Annotated in this window: 12 protein-coding genes; 9 read left to right on the forward strand and 3 right to left on the reverse strand. The window is 56.5% G+C overall.

Translation table 11 applies throughout. From position 1 onward, the window contains the following. On the reverse strand, nucleotides 1-1,146 hold the full coding sequence (locus tag JWG43_RS13920) for a 3'-5' exoribonuclease YhaM family protein (protein WP_240193594.1): 1,146 nt from the start codon (nucleotides 1,144-1,146) through the stop codon (nucleotides 1-3). Nucleotides 1,147-1,334: 188 nt separating this feature from the next. Between JWG43_RS13920 and JWG43_RS13925 the strand changes: the two genes are divergently transcribed. The 9 genes from JWG43_RS13925 (at nucleotide 1,335) to JWG43_RS13965 (ending at nucleotide 16,829) form a co-directional block, all read left to right on the forward strand. Further along, nucleotides 1,335-2,639 (forward strand): amidohydrolase, encoded by a 1,305-nt coding sequence (locus JWG43_RS13925; RefSeq protein WP_240193595.1) that lies wholly within the window; start codon nucleotides 1,335-1,337, stop codon nucleotides 2,637-2,639. 146 nt (nucleotides 2,640-2,785) lie between these two features. After that, entirely contained in the window at nucleotides 2,786-2,989 is a 204-nt protein-coding gene (locus JWG43_RS13930; RefSeq protein WP_205243554.1) for a hypothetical protein, read from the forward strand. Nucleotides 2,990-2,991: 2 nt separating this feature from the next. Continuing rightward, nucleotides 2,992-4,680 (forward strand): potassium channel family protein, encoded by a 1,689-nt coding sequence (locus tag JWG43_RS13935; protein WP_240193596.1) that lies wholly within the window; start codon nucleotides 2,992-2,994, stop codon nucleotides 4,678-4,680. A 420-nt stretch (nucleotides 4,681-5,100) separates the two neighbouring features. After that, nucleotides 5,101-7,989 (forward strand): bifunctional diguanylate cyclase/phosphodiesterase, encoded by a 2,889-nt coding sequence (locus JWG43_RS13940; protein WP_205243556.1) that lies wholly within the window; start codon nucleotides 5,101-5,103, stop codon nucleotides 7,987-7,989. Between the two features lie 185 nt (nucleotides 7,990-8,174). Beyond that, a complete protein-coding gene (locus JWG43_RS13945) occupies nucleotides 8,175-11,351 on the forward strand; it encodes a hypothetical protein (RefSeq protein WP_205243557.1) in 3,177 nt (1,058 codons plus the stop codon). A 416-nt stretch (nucleotides 11,352-11,767) separates the two neighbouring features. After that, nucleotides 11,768-13,306 carry a cytochrome ubiquinol oxidase subunit I gene (locus JWG43_RS13950; RefSeq protein ID WP_205243558.1) on the forward strand — a complete coding sequence of 513 codons (1,539 nt, stop codon included), beginning with the start codon at nucleotides 11,768-11,770 and terminating at the stop codon, nucleotides 13,304-13,306. A gap of 1 nt (nucleotide 13,307) precedes the next feature. Then, complete coding sequence (locus tag JWG43_RS13955; protein ID WP_205243559.1) at nucleotides 13,308-14,456, forward strand: cytochrome d ubiquinol oxidase subunit II; 1,149 nt, start codon at nucleotides 13,308-13,310, stop codon at nucleotides 14,454-14,456. Between the two features lie 547 nt (nucleotides 14,457-15,003). Next, the gene (locus JWG43_RS13960) at nucleotides 15,004-16,401 is read left to right on the forward strand and encodes a TolC family protein (protein WP_205243560.1); all 1,398 of its coding nucleotides are present in this window, start codon (nucleotides 15,004-15,006) and stop codon (nucleotides 16,399-16,401) included. Nucleotides 16,402-16,403: 2 nt separating this feature from the next. Then, nucleotides 16,404-16,829, forward strand: coding sequence for an acyl-CoA thioesterase (locus JWG43_RS13965; protein ID WP_205243561.1), 426 nt, complete (start codon nucleotides 16,404-16,406; stop codon nucleotides 16,827-16,829). An 84-nt stretch (nucleotides 16,830-16,913) separates the two neighbouring features. Here JWG43_RS13965 and JWG43_RS13970 read toward each other — a convergent pair whose 3' ends face one another. After that, on the reverse strand, nucleotides 16,914-18,542 hold the full coding sequence (locus JWG43_RS13970) for a hydantoinase/oxoprolinase N-terminal domain-containing protein (RefSeq protein ID WP_205243562.1): 1,629 nt from the start codon (nucleotides 18,540-18,542) through the stop codon (nucleotides 16,914-16,916). Nucleotides 18,543-18,695: 153 nt separating this feature from the next. Next, on the reverse strand, nucleotides 18,696-19,310 hold a 615-nt coding region (locus tag JWG43_RS13975; RefSeq protein WP_240193597.1), incomplete at its 5' end, for a phospholipase D-like domain-containing protein.

Here is a 19,310-nt window from a genome sequence, read left to right on the forward strand (position 1 = left end):
TCAAAACAAGGTTCGCTGCCGTACCGGCAGTTCGGTTGGTACCGCTTCCCGCACCGGCGAACGGCCGGATCCACGCCCTGTCCCCGCGCCGATCTCCTCCCCTGGGCCGGTGTTCTCACCGTCCTCATTGCCCCGCAGATAGAGGTACCGTTCCAGATGCCGCTGATACTCGGTCCATTGGCAACCGCTGCCGGACATTTTCCGCCGTAATTCATCCATGGTGCTCATCTTGGCGTCCATATCGTCGAGGTGGTGCAGGAGAATGGCCTCGGGGGTCATCGGCAGCACCGGCGAACCGTAGGCGAGTTGGCCGTGATGACTGAGAATGATATGCACCAGCTGATCCACCTGGTCACTGCTAACAGCCGACACTTTCTCCGCTGCCCGGCGCACCAGTTCCACGCCAAGAACGATATGGCCGACCAGACGACCACGGTCGGTATAGTTGAAGGGTGGCCGGGTGTACTCGTACTCGTCGATTTTAGCCAGATCATGGAGCAGGGCCCCGGCCAGGAGGAGATCCCGGTCCAGGAGCGGATAATGGCGGACGCACTGTTCGGCCATGGCGGCCACCGACAAGGTGTGTTCCATCAGGCCACCGAGATAGGCATGATGCAGTCGCTTCGCCGCCGGAGCCCGTTGAAATCGCTCGAGAATATCCCCCTGGAATATTTCCTGGAGCAGAGCCTTGATCGCCCCATCGCCGATCCCGTTGATAACGGCCGCGAGTTCACGGGCCATTTCCGTTGAGGACCGCCGGCTTGCCGGCATGAAATCACCGGGATTGATCCGGTTTTCCGCCACCGGCTGGAGCCCACTCACCCCAAGCTGCAACTGCTCGCGAAAGGGTCTGGCCACCGCCTGGACCCGGATAAACGCACCTTCCTCGACCAACGGATCGAACTGGAGGGCATTGTCCCAGACCCTGGCTTCGATCTCACCGGTTTTGTCCATAAGCCCCAGGGCAAGGTACGGTTTGCCTGCCTTGGTCTCGGCCAGGGTCTTCCTGGCAACAAGAAAAACCTCCTCAAGCTGCTGCCCGGCGGTCAACTGGGAAACAAAAATATGTTTTTCATTGTTTCTGTCCATTGCTTCCTTTTCCTCCATCTGCCTACCGATCCGGTCAACCGCTCCCGGGGTACTCATCAGGGTGCACCTGCCCCCCCTGAATCGGCCCTGGGTCCATGAAAATTCATCCGTGCGTGCGTCAGCTTTATGCTTCTGTACGGTACCCTTGGCTCATTGCCGTCTTTCGAGTATAGTGGCTCCGCCTTCCGGCTCCATGGGCCGGTCCACCTGTGATACACCATCACTCCCTGCCAGTGCAAGAAGTTATGAAAATAGACCTGCTGGTCACCAACTGCACCCTCCTGCCCCTCCCGGGAACGCAGGAAATCATTGCCCGGGGCTTTGTCGCCATCACCGGCGGCGACATCACCGCCATCGGACCGATGGACCAATGCCCTCCAGTCGGCACTGGGACAATGCTCGACGGACAAGGACAACTGGTCCTGCCCGGTCTGGTCAACGGCCATTGCCATGCCCCCATGATCCTGTTTCGCGGCCTGGCCGATGACCTTGCCCTGTCCTCATGGTTGCAGGACCACATCTTCCCCGCCGAAGCGCGGCTGGTCAACCCGGCCATGGTCTATCCCTGCACTAAACTGGCCGCCGCCGAGATGCTGCTGGCCGGAATCACCTGCGTAGCCGACGGGTATTTTTTCGAAGCAGACGTTGCCCAGGCCTGTGCCGAAGTCGGACTCCGCTGCGTTGCCGCCCAGGGAATCATTGACTTCCCTGCCCCCGGTGTGGCCGATCCAAGAGACAATATCGCCGTGGCAACCACATTTCTCGACCAATGGCAGGGTCGAGACCCCCTGATCAAACCAGCGCTTTTCGCCCATTCCCCTTACACCTGCTCGCCCCGCACCCTTACCCGAGCCAAGGAACTGGCCCGCCAATACCGGACTTCGCTTTTCATCCATGTTGCGGAAACAAAAGGTGAGATCGAGCAGATCAGCACTCCCCTTGCCGCCTCCCCGATCCGCCATCTCGATGCCCTCGGTCTGCTCGACCGGGAGACTGTCTGCGTCCATTGTGTCTGGGCGGATGAAGAGGACCTTGACCTTCTTGCCCGGAGGGAGGCAGGAGTGATTATCTGCCCGCAGAGTCATCTTAAACTGGCCTCCGGTCGGGCACCGCTCCCATCCATGCTGGCCAGAAACATCCGGGTAGGCCTGGGCACCGATGGAGCAGCCTCCAACAACAGCCTCGACCTGTTCCGGGAAATGGATCTGGCCGCCAAAATGTACAAAATCCTGCCCCCGGATCCGGTGGCGGTCCCGGCCCAGCGCATCCTTGACCTTGCCCTCCGCGGCACCGCCGAAGTCATCGGCCTGCATCCGGGCTCCGGCATGCTGGCCCCGGGCAGTCCCGCCGATCTGATTTTGCTTGATACCAATCGCCCGAATCTCCAGCCCTGGTACAGCAGTGATCTCCTTGTGTACAGCGGCTGTGCCGCGGCTGTCCGTAGCGTCATCGTCGACGGTCGCCTGGTGGTTCACGAACGAAAATTGCTGACCATCGACCTTGCCGAAACCATGACCCAGGTTAATCGTCTCGCCAGCAGAACGAGTTAACGGTGAAGTTGCGACAATCCTTAAATCCGTGAGCGCTGGCCAACGCTCACGGATTCAGGTAACAGGTATATCCTTGTCAAATATTTTTTTTTCCCCTACAGTGGCCGCTGTCGCAATTTCTTTTTCTGTTTCCGTCATCAACTCTCATGGATCACTACTGCCGTCAATTCAGACACCTGATGCTGTTGGTGCTGCGTCTGATCCTTTGTATCGGCTGCGGTTGCAGCCTGCTCCTCCTTGCCTGGAGCACTGAAGCCCCGGCAAGGCCAACCAAGAAGAAAACCGCACTGATCGAAGTCACCAGCGAACAGGGCGCCCGTATTGAGGCCTGGATGTCTCTGCAGCCATGAAAATGCTCCCCACCCAGCTGCGTCTGCTCCTCCGCAACAAGCGAGCACAGCGCAACATCCGCGGCATGTGCGAATTTTTGCTGGCGCTGGCCTTTATGGTCACCGTGTACAACATCATTTTCCATATTCTCATGGCCCAGGAAGGGCGGGAATACTCGGTGATCACCGGATTTTACTGGACCCTGGTCACCATGTCCACCCTGGGGTTTGGTGATATCGTCTTTGAAAGCGACCTTGGCCAACTTTTTTCCGTCCTGGTGCTGCTTTCCGGCATCATTTTTCTGCTGGTGATGCTGCCCTTCACCTTTATCCAGTTCTTTTACGCACCCTGGCTTGAGGCTCAGCGTAAATCCCGGGTTCCCAGGCAGATAGCCGACAGCGTCAGCAACCATGTGATCATCACCGGCTTTGACCCCGTCACCATCGCCCTGGTCGAGCGCCTGCGCCAATACAACTATGACTATATTATTCTTGTTGCCGAAGTGCAGCAAGCCCTTGACCTGGTCGACCAGGGATACAAGGTGCTGGTGGGGGACCTTGATGATCCGGATACCTATCACCGGGCCCATTCGGCCAGGGCCGCCCTGGTCCTGGCGATGAACGACGACATGCGCAACACCAGCATTGCCTACACCGTCCGGGAAACGGCCCCCGGAGTCCCCATCGCCGCCAATGCCGATCAGAATGAATCGGTGGACATCCTTCATCTTGCCGGCTGCAGCCATGTGTTCCAGTTCATGAAAATACTGGGCCAGTCCCTGGCACGGCGGACCCTGGGCGCTCGAACCCGCTCCAACATTGTCGGCCGCTTTGAAGAACTGGTCATTGCCGAGGCACCGGCGATGCGCACCCCTCTGGTGGGCAAAACCATTCGGGAAATCCAGTTGCGCCAGGCCACCGGCATCACCGTGGTCGGTCTCTGGGACCGAGGCCGCTTCAGCCTGCCCACCGCCGAGACCCGGATCGAATCAAGTTCTGTTCTCGTCCTGGCCGGATCGGAAAAACAGCTGGCCGCCTATGATGCCTATGCCGGTGAATCCGACAGCACCGAAGCTCCGGTGCTTATCCTCGGCGGCGGCCGGGTGGGCCGGGCAGCCGCCAGAACCCTGCGTGAACAAGGGATCGCCTACCGCATTGTCGAGAAAAACCGGCGTCTGGGCGACGAGGCTGGAAATTACATCATCGGCAGCGCCGCCGATCTCAATACCCTGGCCAAAGCCGGGATCTACGAGGCGCCCTCGGTCTTCATCACCACCCACAGTGATGAGGTGAACATCTATCTGACCATCTACTGCCGGCGGTTGCGTCCGGATATCCAGATCATCAGCCGGGCCACCATGGACCGGAACATCAGCGTCCTCCACGCCGCCGGCGCTGACCTGGTCATGTCCCACGCCTCCATGGCCGCCAATATCATCATCAATGTCCTCACCCCGGGCAAGATTCTCATGCTCACCGAAGGATTGAATATCTTCCGGAGCCAAGTCCACCCCCACCTGGCCGGCAAGTCCTTGATCGCCAGCGATATCCGGGAAACCACCGGCTGCAGTGTTATCGCCCTGTTCCGGGGCGGTCATCTGATCATCAATCCCGAACCCACCATAATCCTTGATCCCAAGGATAAAATGATTCTCATCGGTACGGCTGAGGCGGAAAAAAGCTTCATGGCCCGGTATCCGGAAAAAAAGTAATCCTTTTTCCTGAATCCGTAAGCGTTCATCCGTACGTCAGCTTTGTGGTGCATGACCGTTCGATCAAAGTAGATTGCATCAAACGGGCACGGGCAATGAAGATGGCGGACGGACGGACGCCCCGAAGGGCGGCGGGTGAAAGCGTACCATGAGCAATCCATCTCCACTCATACCCTGATTACAGACAAATATATCCAAAACAAGAACCCCGCTGTCACGGATTTCAAGGTCTTTGCATCCCTGCTCACCCGGTGAATGATGGGCCTCAATGGTGATGGATTCGGATGAGTGTGTTCTTTGTCAAAAAAATCCTTCATGTCCGTATGCCGGTGCGATACACTTTTTTTAAAAGAAGGTCTCTTTTTTCGGCTGCTGAGCATCCGGCCTTCTGTGTTCCTTTTTCAGGCAAGATCACCCATCATGCGACTCTCACCATTTGCCCTCTTCATGCCGAGTCTGCGCCAATGGTCCCTGGGCAGAAAAATAGTCGTTGGCAATATCCTCTTCCTTATCCTGCCGCTGCTGCTGTTATCCGGTCTCACGCTCCACCATATCGTTGACCGTCTCCACGCCGGAACTCGGACGGGCATGGAAGCCGCAGGCACAGCCATCGTTGACATGATCGAGGCATCGATCGACGCATCTATCCACGCATATCTCTCCGCTGTTGCCCAAAAAAACCTGCACATCGCCGAAAAGTATCATCAGCAATACCTGGAGGGAGAGATCAGTGAACATCAGGCTCGCCGGATGGTCATCGACCTTTTCCGCGCTGAGCAAATAGGCCCTTCCGGATATATCTACTGTCTTGATTCCCAGGGTGTCATCCAATTGCATCCCATGACTGAACTGACAGGCAAAAACGTCTTTGAGCATGAGGAATACAAGTACGCCCAGCCTTTGATCTCCCTGCTGGTTGCAACAAAAAACGGCTATCTCGAATATGCATGGCAGCACCCGTCGAAGGGCACGGAACAACCCAAGGCTGTGCAGATGGTCCATTTCAAACCGTGGGACTGGATCATTGCCGTTGCCTGCTACCGGAAAGAATTCGCCGACATGGTCGACTTCCAGGCCATCGAAAAACGGATTACCGATTTTCGCTATGGCGGATCCGGATACGCCTTCCTGCTCAGTGATCAAGGCGAACTGCTTGCCCATCCGCACCGCGATCGCCCCACCAACGAAATCGAGTGGACAGCGCGGATGCAGACTGACAATATCGTCCTGGCAGCCGATAACACCCTTTTGCTCCCCTCTCAATGGCAGGAACCAACTCAACCAGGACACGAGGAGAACGTACTGTTAGTCCGGTCCATACCCCAGTTCGGTCTCGTCGTCGGCCTGACCGTTCCCAAGAGTGCAATCGAGCCGGGACTGTTCTCTGCCAGGACCATGATCATGTTGATGTTGCTGACCGGTGCGTCTTTGTCGATCTACGCTGCTCTCTTTCTGAGCAGGTTGATCGCCGCCCCGCTGCATCGGTTTGCGCAACGGCTTGAAGTGCCGGATACAAACGCGCACACCGCCTATGAAGGCGGCTGCGAAACCACCTTTCTGGTCTCCCGATTCGACCAGTATGTCCGCGAACTGCAAACAACCAACGCCCGACTGGACACGGAAGTTCAGTTCCGCAAAAGCGCCGAACGCTTCCTGCGGATTTATAAGACCATTTTCGACAATGCCACTGAAGGGATCCTCATCACCGATAACACCGCTAAAATCCTGGCGGTGAATACCGCCTTCACCTCCATAACCGGATATGAGGCCAGTGAAGCGCTCGGAGAGAACACCAACCTGCTCAAGTCCAACCATCATGACGCCGCTTTTTATCACCAGATGTGGCACAACCTGACCAGAACAGGACGCTGGGAAGGAGAAATCTGGAATAAAAAAAAGGACGGCACCGTCTATCCGCAGTGGTTGGCCATCAATTCCATCCGCAACGAACGTAAGGAGATTCTCTATTACTTTGCCACCTTTTTCGAAATCGGCGAGTTGAAAAAACGGGAGAAGCAAATTGCCTTCATGGCCTACCACGACCTGCTCACCCGCCTGCCCAACCGAACCTTTCTCGAAAACAAACTGGGCAAGGCGTTGATCAAGGCCAGGACCGAAGGTGAAAAGGTGGTCATTTTTTTCATCGACCTGGACAATTTTAAAAACATCAATGATGTCTTTGGCCACCACCTGGGCGACGATCTGCTCATTCAGGTCAGCCAGAAATTATCCGCCTTACTGGGTGAAAACGGCACCCTATGCCGCCTTGGCAGTGATGAGTTCATTCTCCTGCTGGAAAAGGTCGATCATGACGCCCTGATTTATATAACCGCCAACCGCATCCTCGGGCTGCTGAAAAAACCTTTTCTCCTCGACTTTAAAAAAATCTATATCAACGCCAGTATCGGGGTCTCCATCTATCCCGGTGATGGCGAAACCAGCATGCAGCTGATTCGCAGCGCCGACATGGCCATGCACCGGGCCAAACGGGAGGGAAAGAACCGCTACGTCCTCTTCACCCAGGAGATGCATGCCGAGTTGTACCACAAATTACGCACCGAAAACGGCATCCGCTTTGGCCTGCAGCACCGGGAATTTATCGTCTACTATCAACCCAAAGTCAACATAGCCACAGGGAAAACTTCTTCTCTGGAAGCCCTTATCCGTTGGCAAAAAGGCAACAAAATCATCAGTCCCGCCGTCTTTATCCCCATAGCCGAGGAATCAAGCCTCATCGATGACCTGTGCCTGTTTGTCATGGAGGAAAGCTGTGCCTTCCATGCCATCATGCGCGCACAGCGGGTTGCGGTGCCGATCAGCGTCAATATTTCCCCCCGCCAATTCCTCAATGCCGATTTTATCGACATTGTCGAGGATCTGCTCAAACGCTATCAGGTCGACCCCAGCTTCATCGAATTTGAAATCACTGAAACCACGGCCATGAAGGATGTCGAGCATACCCTGAACATCATGCACAAACTGCGCAGTATGGGCATCCTCTTTTCCATTGACGATTTCGGCACCGGGTATTCTTCGCTGGGATACCTCAACAAGATGCCGGTCAGCACCCTGAAAATCGATAAACAGTTCATTGATGATCTGGAATCCAACAATGGTATTGTCGCCACCATCATTGCCATCAGCCACCAGATGCATCTCAATGTCGTGGCCGAGGGCGTGGAAACCCTATCCCAGCTGAACAATCTGGCTGCGCTGGGATGCCAGGAGGCCCAGGGCTATTACTTTTCCCGCCCGGTCCCCGCCGACTCCATCTTAGCATATCTCGTAACCGAGCGGGATGCCTGCTGATTCAGGCCCCCACCGTGCGCGGCTTCAGGCGCCCTGGATTCGTGATAGCTGGACTTTTGTTTGGGTTGTATTTATGCTGTGATCATTTGTAACACATTCCTGAATCCGTGACGGCTGGACGCTCACGGATCCAGGATATTGACATAAACCCGAGATCCTTCGTTTCACTCCAGGAGCTGTTTTTCATGGACCAAAAGCCTTCGCGGCTCTTTTTTGACCTCAACGACCATAAACTGCTCGACATCGTCAACGACGTGCTCAAACGGGAGGCAAAACCCCGGTCCGTGAGCAAACTGATGGCACCGTACATGCATCCCCACGGCATCAAGGAGATGGCGGCGCCCATCGGCCTGCGTGTGGCCTATGCCATTGCCGGACTGCTGGGGTCGCTTGAGGCCGACAAAGCCAGGGACCGCCTGATAGCCCTCCGTGCCCTGCGCGCCGAGGTGTTCAGTTCCGCCACCACTTTTTATGCCCAGAATACCGCCCGGGTACTGACCCAGATCATGAAGGAACTGGTGCGCAGCAAGGGCAACGAACTGCGGCAGCTCAAACTGGCCCATGACTTCCGTATGGTCTGCACGGGCAAGCCACGACTGGTGCGGGCAGAACTGGAAAAATATCATCTGCTTGAAATGCCTGAAGAATGGAACCAGTTTGCCTTTGACGACCATGTCCACGATGCCAATACCAAGGGAAGAAAATCACCGACCCACCTGATCATGGACGCCTGGATCAAGGGCATTCGTAAACTGACGGTCGTCTATTACAATCATATCGACCGGGAAGTGGCCGAGGAACTGCTGGAAGCCGCAGCCATCCTTGATATCCATGTCCGCATCGGCATTGAATTACCTGCCCCGTTCCGCAATAAATTTGTTCGTTTCATCTGGGAGCTGGATGGTTTTTATAACTCCAGCAATCTCCTCCAGTTTCTCAATGAAGCGGTGGTTGAGGAGATGATGGAACAGGGCAGGCGGATTTCGCTCTACCAGCAACGCTACGTCTTTGACGTGCTTCAGGAATTCAACACCACGCACCGTCCGGTCTTGAACAGGGAGCTTTCCCTGCAGTGTGGTGAACTTAAGGAAAAGGATTTCATCCACTTCGTCGGCACCGGCCAACCCTCGCTCCTTCACCTGGCCACCTTTATCCAGAACAACTTCCGTTCCCTGCTTGAGGAAGAGTTCCAGCAGGTCGAGACCGGATATCCCGACCAAGCCGGACAACGGCAAGCGCTGCTGAACGCTGCTGCCACCAAGATGGCCGCTCTTGCTCAGGAAACACTGATCAGCCGATTCCTCCATCCCAGCCGCAATCCAAGCCTGCACGACCCCTCCGTCCCCCACGAAGAAGGGATGCCGGCCCTCATGCAGCTGAGGCCTCCCGAACTGCTCAGCCGATTGGCGGCCATGCATTCCAGCTCCCGTTTTACGCTCAACCTGAGTAATCTCACCATCGAGGACACCCTGGAACTGCTGTATACCTGCAAGGGGCGGATCACCCATGTCGAAGCGTTCAACCTCAAGGATTTCGCCTACGGCATGACCTCGCAGGCAGCGGTCAAGAACAGCGGCTTCGCCGGCAGCGCCGTGGATATTACCAATCCGGAGCACAATTATCAGCAAATCCATGCCCTGCAGAAAGCCCTCAACCAAGACAATGTCATCAGTCTCAAAAGCGTGATTCGCTCGATCATCTGGGATTTTGAACAGTCCCGGGAAAGGGCGGAGAAACTCTACGCGACCTGCGATGACGAGTCACGGGAGAGAAGAGGAGTGGAACTGGCAGAGATGAATCAACGCAAGGATCTGCTGGTCGACATTCTGCTCAATATCGAATCGTTTCATAGTTACTACAACGAGCGATATCTTGGCAGCCGTATCGGCACCGGGTCCACCGGACAATCGCAATTTCAATTCGGCATGGGCCTGGTAGTCCTCAATACCCTGCCCCCACAGGCCCGAAAACGGGTGCTCTCGGCTCATCGGGAGGGTCAGCGCAAACTCATTCCGGTGACGGCGCATATGATCAGCCACCACCATGTCCGCACCGGCAACACGGTGAGCCTGTCATGGCTGGAACAAATCCGCAACCGATTTTCGCTGAGAGGACGGGCCGGCAGTCACTGGCAGGACTGGAGCCTGGACAGATTTGATATCCATACCGGGGTTGACGGCAACATAGCGACCCTGGGGGGCCTCCGCACCAGTGTCCATCCCGAGGAGATACCGTTGTCCGGACGGACCACGGAAAAAATCGATCGGCCCGACAAATATCTCAACACCCACCTCCGCAATATACTGCTGGTGATCATCGGGTTCATTCCAGCCTTCCTCACCTTCAGCCTCACCAAGGACTGGTGGGTGCTCGCCTATATGGGAGCTTTCATCTGGTTCGGTATCACCGGGGGACGGAACATCATTCAGTCCATTCTTGGTGGTGGCGGCTTGAAACGCTCGCCCCTGCTCCCCTGGAATTCTCTGGTCAGTTGGAGCCGGATTGCCGAATCCCTCTTTTTCACAGGGTTTTCCGTCCCCCTGCTCGATTATCTGGTAAAAACCCTGCTGCTGGAGCAGCAGTTCGCGGTCACCACCGCCACCAACCCGGTACTGCTCTATTCGGTTATGGCCCTGGTCAACGGAATCTACATCACCAGCCACAATATCCTCCGCGGATTACCAAAGAGTGCGGCCGTGGGCAATTTTTTCCGCTCAATCCTTTCCATCCCCCTGGCGATTCTCTTTAATGCCACCATCGGTTTCCTGCTGCACATGGCCTCGGTTCCTGGAGTGGAGCAGGAACTGCAGAAGTGGGCCGCGGTAATTTCCAAACTGGCCTCTGATTGTGTGGCCGGGGTGATTGAGGGCCTGGCTGACCGCCAGACCAATATCCGCATTCGTCTCAAGGATTACCGGGAGAAAATCTCCCGGTTGTTTGCCGTGTACGCCCGACTCGAAGTCCTTTTTCCCGAGGAAGATGTGCTCGACCGACTGCAATCACCACGAGACATGATCACTGCCATTCGCCAGGAAGCTCGCGATCTGAAAAAAGTGTTCATCGTCAACGCACTGGATCTCATGTATATCTGGATGTATCAGCCCAGGGCGCGCAAGGCCCTTGAAATGACCGTGGCGAAAATGTCTAATGAGGAATGGCTCATTTTCTATCGTTCACAACTGATCCTCAAGCGGCAGAAGGAAATCAGCCGGATTTTCGTCGATGGTCTGGTCGGGAAAAATTTTGCCAGGCCCCTGTCTTTTTACCTCGACCGGGCCGACACCTACCTGCTTGACATGGAAGAGATGGGCAGAGTACGAAAAAAAATGCTCAAAAAGGAAGGTCGGGTACAAACCGCCTGACCATCGCGGTCATCCTCAATACGTGACGGTTAAACGCTTGTTTTGGATACCCTGAATCCGTGTCGGCTGGACGCTTGTTTTGGATATATCTTGCTGTCAGCAGATTATATTTGTAGCTGAACCCTTGACAATACCTTTCACCAGCCGCCCTTCGGGGCCATGAGTGGACAGAACGCGGCAAGGTGACTATCATTTACACGTTGGTTGTCTGCAGTTGTGGTGCCGATGAACGCTCACGGATACAAGGGAACGGTTACTCCTTGACAGCCTGAATCGAATCAAATATACGAAAGTCTATTGATCCCATACCGAACCGGTGGCCACCGGCGACCAACTATACGACCGACTATACGACCGAAGAATCAATACCATCAATCAGTCCAAGGTTCCATCTATCCCCGGGAAGGAGAGTAATTATGGTCGAAAATATTGATCCGAGCATGGTTCACTGGGCCAGGGCGCAATTCGCCATGACCGCCATGTACCACTGGCTCTTTGTACCATTGACGCTGGGCTTGTCATGGATCTTGGCTTTTTATCATACTATTTACTTCAAAACCGGCAGTGAGGAGTGGAGAAGGCTCACCAAATTCTGGATGAAACTCTTTGCCGTCAACTTTGTCATCGGCATTGCCACCGGCCTCATTCTCGAATTCCAGTTCGGCACCAACTGGTCCAACTACTCCTGGATGGTCGGCGACATCTTCGGTGCCCCGCTGGCCATTGAAGGCATTGTCGCCTTTTTCCTGGAAGCCACCTTCTTTGCGGTCATGTTTTTCGGCTGGAACCGGGTTTCCAAAGGATTCCATCTCTTCTCCACCTGGATGGTGGCTGCAGCTTCAAGCCTGTCCGCGGTGTGGATTCTGATAGCCAATTCCTGGATGCAGTATCCGATCGGCCAGGTCTTCAATCCGGAGACAGCGCGCTTTGAAATGGAAAGCTTTTTCACCGTGATCTTTTCTCCCTATGCGATCAACAAGTTCGTCCACGCCACCAGCTCTTCGATGATCATGGGCTCGCTGTTCGTCCTCTCGGTGTCGTCCTGGTTCCTGCTGCGGGGACGTCATGTGCTGCTGGCCAAACGCTCCATTGTGGTAGCCGCGATCTTTGGTCTCTTCGCCTCGGCCTTCACCATCTTCAACGGTGACGAATCCGCCTATGAAATTGCCCAGGTGCAGCCGATGAAACTGGCGGCATTCGAGGGCTTGTACGAGGGCGAACGGAGAGCCGGTCTGGTGGCCTTCGGCATCATCAACCGGGATAAGCAGGTATACGACGAGCAGGAAGCCTTTGTCGGCCGGACACTCCAAATCCCCGGGGCCCTGTCACTCCTGGCCAACCGCTCCATTGATTCCTTTGTGCCAGGCATGAAAGATCTGGTGTATGGCAATGCCGAGGAAAACATCCTTGGATCAGCGCAGAAGATGTACCGGGGCAAGCAGGCGGTCGCCAGCCTGAACGCCTTGAGAGAAGCCCGGGCCAACGGCGACGCGGAGGCTGCCGCCGTCCACCTCGCCGAATTCAACCAGTTCAAGGAATTCCTTGGCTACGGGTATCTCGACAGACCGGAAGACGCTATCCCGCCGGTGGCACTCACCTTCAATGCCTTCCATATCATGGTGGCTCTCGGCACCCTGTTCCCGCTAATTTTCCTCGCCTATCTGTATTTTTCCTACAAGGGGACCCTGGAGACCAGGAAATGGCTGCTGGGATTCGGCACCATCACCTATGTCCTCGGCATGATCGCTTCCCAGGCCGGTTGGATCGTGGCCGAGGTCGGTCGTCAGCCCTGGGCCATCCAGGGCCTGCTGCCGGTAACCATAGCACGGACCAACCTGACCACCGGAACGGTACAGACCACCTTTTTCCTGTTTCTTGCCCTGTTCACGCTGCTGTTTCTTGCCAAGATCAGCATCCTGACCAAACAGATCATCATCGGCCCGGAGGAAAAATAACATGATTGCATTCGAGTACACAACGCTGCAGCATTTGTGGTGGCTGATCGTGGCCGTGGTCGGTTCCCTCTTTCTTTTTCTCACCTTTGTCCAAGGTGGGCAGAGCCTGCTCTGGCAGGTTGCCAAGACCGAAACCGAAAAAAACCTGGTGATCAATTCCCTGGGCCGCAAATGGGAACTGGCCTTTACCACGCTGGTCCTGTTCGGCGGGGCTCTGTTTGCCTCCTTTCCCAAATTTTACGCGACCTCTTTTGGCGGTGCGTACTGGGTGTGGATGCTGATTCTCTTCTCCTTCATCATCCAGGCGGTCAGCTACGAATTCCGCAAGAAGCCATGGAACATTTTCGGCAGTTCCGTCTACGAATTTTTCCTGTTCATCAATGGGGTCCTCGGCATTCTGCTCATTGGCGCGGCGGTCGGCACCCTGTACACCGGGGCCAACTTTGTCCTCGACGCCAATAACTTTGTCACCTGGACCCATCCGTACCGAGGACTTGAAGCCGTTTTCAGCCTGTCTTTGGCCAGTGTCTTCAATATTTCCCTGGGCCTGTTTCTGGTTTTCAATGCCCGGACCCTGGGCGCCATGTACCTGGTGAGCAATATCGAACTCGGCCATGCGCCGGAAATGGCCGGCCGACTGCGGGCTGCCTGCCGGCTGAACTGTCTCATTTCCCTGCCCTTTCTCCTCGTCATTGTCGGCTCCCTGTTGTTCATGCGCGGATATGGAATCGTTGACGATCAGGGCACCATCGAAAGCATCTCCTTCAAGTTTCTGCGTAATCTCATCGCCAATCCGTGGCTCATTCTGCTCTTGGTCGGCGGCGTGGGCCTGCTGCTCGTCGGTGCCTGGAAGACCAGTATTGTCGGCGAAACAAGAGGAATCTGGTTCAGCGGTCCCGGGACAGTGTTCATCGGTTTGACGGTTTTCCTCCTGCCGGCCCTGAATCGCACCCCGTTTTATCCTTCCCTTGCCGACCCGCAATCAAGCCTGACTATTTATAACGCCTCATCAAGCCCGTACACTCTGACGGTGATGACCTACGTGGCCATGGTGATTCCCCTGGTCCTCGCCTATATCAGCTATGTCTGGTGGCTCATGGACAGAAAGAAAATGACCATCGAGGATACCGAGGACCGTTCCTCGTATTGACGTTGACCTGAATCCGTGACGGCTGGACGCTTGTTTTGGGCATATTTTGCTGTAATTATAGTATAATTGCAGATAAACCCTTGATAAAAATTTTCTCCAGCCGCCCTTCGGGGCATCCGTCCGCACGCCATCTTCATTGCCCGTAACCGTCCGATAAAGTGTACTTTAATCGAACGGTCACGTACAACGAAGCTGACGCACGGACGAACGCTCACGGATTCAGGATAAACTGAATCCGCACGGACTGCCGCACCGGGCAGTTCGTGTGAACTTTTCACCGCCCGCTTCGGAGGGAACAATGAGCATCTTTTTATCTGTTACCTGGGTGGCTGTTATCATCATTTCCTTCTTTACAGCCATCTACCTGCTGAAAAAATTCGACCTGTACTGAAATCGAGAGAACCACTTGGATCCGTGACGACTGGGCGCTTGTCTTGGGCATATAGCACTGTTTTAAAATTATAGTTCCCGAAAAACCCTTTGACAATACCCTGTACCAGCCATCCTCAAACGGCACAGCCCAAGACCACCTCAAGCGGAGATTATCATGAAACGGTTACTGGCAGCACTGACCATGCTGCTCTGCTGCCTGACCACAACGGGCCAGGCCGAAGAAGAAACGCTTGCCGCAGCGGCGCTTGCCGAGGTGGAGCTGCTTGATCTCCATACCGCGCAGCGCCTTGCCCTGGCGGAAAATCCCGACATCGCCGCCGCCAGGACAAGGATCGAACAGGCCAGGGCCAGAGTCCGCCAGGCCTCGGCCGCCTGGCGGCCAAGTCTCGATCTTTCCGGATCCGGAACCTGGCAACGGCTGGCCGATGCACGTTACGAAGACAATAAGGCGCTGGCCGCGCTGATGGGTGGCAGCGCCGACCGAACCACGGACACCTACGCCGCCGGTCTTCAGGCCACCTGGGTTCTCTTTGACGGTTTTTTCCGGACCTTCAAGGATCGGGAGGTCTCCTACGGCGCCCAATCCGCCGACGAACGTCTGCTCGACACTCGCCGCCTGCTGGTCGCGTCCGTGGCCACGGCCTATCTCAACACCCAGCTGGCCCAGGCCAATATCGATATCGCCCGGGCCGACGAGGCCTTTTATCTACGCCAACTCGAAGACGCGCAACATCGCTACGAGGTCGGTGCCGGCCGCTGGGGAGATGTGCTCAATTTCAGAATCCAGCTCAACTCCGCCCGCAACGATTTGATTCGCTTTCAGCGCGAACTCGAGGCTGCCGGCTATGGACTGGCCGCCCTCATGGGACTGCCGGATGCCCGACTCCCAGCCCATGTCCGCCTGGAACCCCTGGACCAGGAACAGCAGATCCGCGTATCGGAGCTGGGAGAAGATCCTGCCCCACTGATCCTTGAGGCCTTGGCCATCCGCCCGGATATCCGCAGCCTGGAGCTGGCGATCAAACAGGCCGAGGCTGTCACCGGCCAGACCAAAGCCCCATTGTATCCCAATCTAGAGCTTGTCGGCGCCGTCGAGGGTCTGCGTGAGGGAGATACCGGTTTAACCAGCGATGATTTCGGCAGCCTGGTAGGGGTGCGGCTCCGCTGGAATCTTTACTCCGGTGGGGCCGACACCGCCCGGCGAGTGGAATCGGAACAGGTAAAAAGAGAAGCTGCCTATACCCTGGCAGGATTACGTCATGCAGTGGCCGCGGAAATCCAGCAGGATCTGGCCCTGCTGGCCTCGGCCCGGGAACAGGTCCATCTGCAGCGAGAAACGGTGGAATTAGTGCAGCAGAATCGTGATCTGGCTGAAAGCGAATTTGAAGCCGGCGAGGCGTCCCTGGTCCGGCTCAACGAGGCGCAGCGTGACCTCAACACGACCCTCGGACGCCTGGCCCTGTCGCTGGTCGCCTATAACCTCGCCGAACAGCAGCTGCTGGCCGCCACGGGACGCAATCTGGATGCCTTTCCCCCTGCCGCCAGGGAGTAGCCATGCCCGCTATCGGAACCATGGAACTGGTGGTGCCGGTGGACGCCATCGACAGCAACGGGCATGTCAACAATGTCCGCTACGTGCAGTGGATGCAGGAAGCGGCCATCTTCCATTCGGCACAACTCGGCTGGCCTCAGGAACGGTATGCCACGATGGGCAGGACCTGGATCGTCCGTTCCCACAGCATTGAATATCGTCACTCGGCTTATGCCGGCGAGACCATCCGTATCCACACCTGGGTGTCTTCCTTTGCCCGAATCCGATCCCTGCGAAAATTCAAATTTTACCGACCCGACGATGCGACCGTCCTGGCGACCGCGGCCACGCTGTTCCTTTTCTGCGATATCGACAGCGGCCGGCCGGTGTCCATTCCCGAGGAAGTGCTCCAGGCCTATGAGGTGATCCCAGAAGACGAGGAGCCCTGATAATGGCGGCAATAAACAACGGTCTTTCTGTTGGGGTTCGTTCCTCACCCGCAACCTACCACCTACCGGTCATACCTCTTTTTTTCAGGCATCCAGACCGATCTGGGCCGCTCCCACCGCGTTGCCCACCTCACAGTACCGGGGAAAGGAAACCGTCGTGCCCAGCCTCTGGGCCACTCCGGGCAGAAAACACCGGGCCGCGGCCCCGATGCCGATGAGGGGCAGCTTCAGAGAAAAGTGCATGGAGAACAGCTCATTGTCCCGACGATCAAGCAGGGGAACCGCCTGGTCACCCGCCCAGATCGTCCGGCAGAGATACGTGAGCAGAATCCCTTCAATCGCCTTTTCGGTTTCCGTCACCACGTGCCGACAAAACCTCTCCGCTGTCAGCCCGGCCTGTTGGGCCAGGATCGAGGCCGCCGTGCAACTGGCCCTGCCATCGCCAATGGTGAGGATGCCCAGCCCATGCAAGGCATCCGTGGGTGTGAAGCCGGCCACCACAATCTGCTGGAGAAAGGCCAGACGCTCCAGTTTTTTTTCCAGATATATCAGAGAAAGACCTGTCTGTTGTGCCAGCTGACGCGGTGTTGCTGGTCCTTGCCGATCAAGATACGCCAGCACCTGGTCGCCGGCAAGCAGGGTCCTGTCCAGGCCCGGAACCGGTAAGATCAGGCAGGCCTCGAACTCCCCATCCAGCCACTCACTGGGATCTGGAAGATTCGCGGTCATAGCCAGCGGCTGCACCCGGGTCTTTTTCAAGCTGATGGTGCCATCCCGCTGGCAGACAACCTGACTGTCTCCACCTGTCCCCGATGTGTACATGTCCACCGCCTCAACATGGGTCCTCCATTCACCGATGACGCAACCCTCGTGATTGAGCTGCGGCACACCCTCCCGGATCAGACAGACATCAGTGGTGGTACCGCCGACATCAACCACCAGAGCATTGCCCTGAACGGCAGCAGCGCCAAAACGGGCGGTGGCCGCCGGCCCGCTGGCCATGGTGACCGCTGCCCGGTCGACGACCTGCTCCAGATCCGCCCCGCGACCATTGCCAAGGATGATGGTGACCGGACAGAACAACCCGACCGCCAGCATCGAGCGCTGAATCGAAGCAAGGAATTCGGTCATAAGCGGCATCAGTTTAGCGTGGAGGCAGGCGGTGGCCGAGCGTTCCAGCATCCCGGGATGACTGGAGACCTGATGGGAACAGAAGACCGGTTTAGGGTCAATCAGATTAATCGCTTCCCGGGCGACCAGTTCGTGGGCAGGATTTTTGATGCTCATGGCCCCACAGACCGCGTAACTGTCGATTTCACCGGCCAGGCCGGCCAAGGTGTCCACCAACCCCTCGAGATCGAGCGTTTCATCCTCCTCACCGGTAATGGTGTGCCCACCCTTGAGAAAAATATTGGCCACCACCGGCAACTTGAAATGACGGACATGACCAAAAACAAACAGCCCGACCCTGGCCCCCCGATCCTCGACCACGGCATTGGTTGCCAGGGTCGTTGAGACGGCCACGCGCGCAACATTCTCCGGCTTGACTTCCTGCCGGAAGATTGCGGCCAGAGCCCGGCCTACCCCGATGCTGAGGTCATGGGGCGTGGTCCGCTCCTTGCTCCAGGCAACGACCTCACCGTTCTCTGTCTGCATGAGAACGGCATCGGTGTATGTGCCGCCGGTATCGATGCCAAGGCTATATGTTGTCATTCTGTTCCTTATTCCTTGAATCCGTGACGACTGGACTCTTGTTTTGGATCTATTTTTGGATATATCTTGCTGTCCTCAAATTATATTTGCCGCGGAATCCGTGTCAATACCCTTCACCAGCCGCCCTTCGGGACGTTCGCTCACGTATTCAGGTCAAAGAAAACGGCTCAACGGACTGAGGAGCCATTGCAGCACCCGTTCCAACAGGCTTCTCCCTTCATACTCGCCCCCGATGACCCGCCGGGATTGCCGCAGATCCTCGGCAAACATCGCCTGCACCTGCGTCCCGAAGTCCCGGCTGTCGATGATGACATTGATTTCATGGTTGCGATGAAAACTGCGGTAATCGAGATTGGCCGAGCCCATAGTAACCCAGCAGTCGTCAATGAGCATCACCTTGGCATGGAGAATAGTTCCCTGACGTTCAAAAATCTCCACACCAGCCCGGAGCAGCGGAGCCAGATAGGCATGGCTCGCCAGTTGCACCAGAGGGAGATCACTGACCGAGGGTATGATCAGCTGTACCCTGACACCACTCCGAACCGCTCGGAGCATGGACCGCACGATCCGCGGGCCGGGTACAAAATAGGGTGTCATGATGCAGATTCCGCGAAGAGCACCCGCCATGGCCAGGCGAAAGGAAGAACTGATCACGGAACGGGTATGATGGGGAGTGCCGTGGACAATGACGACATCGGCGTCGCCCATGGGTATCCGTGCCGGCTGTCGCGTCGTTGGCCGGGGGATTTTCCCCCCGCCCTCCCTGAC

This window comes from Desulfobulbus alkaliphilus (assembly GCF_016918545.1).
In the GTDB taxonomy this organism is placed as follows: Bacteria; Desulfobacterota; Desulfobulbia; order Desulfobulbales; family Desulfobulbaceae; genus Desulfobulbus; species Desulfobulbus alkaliphilus.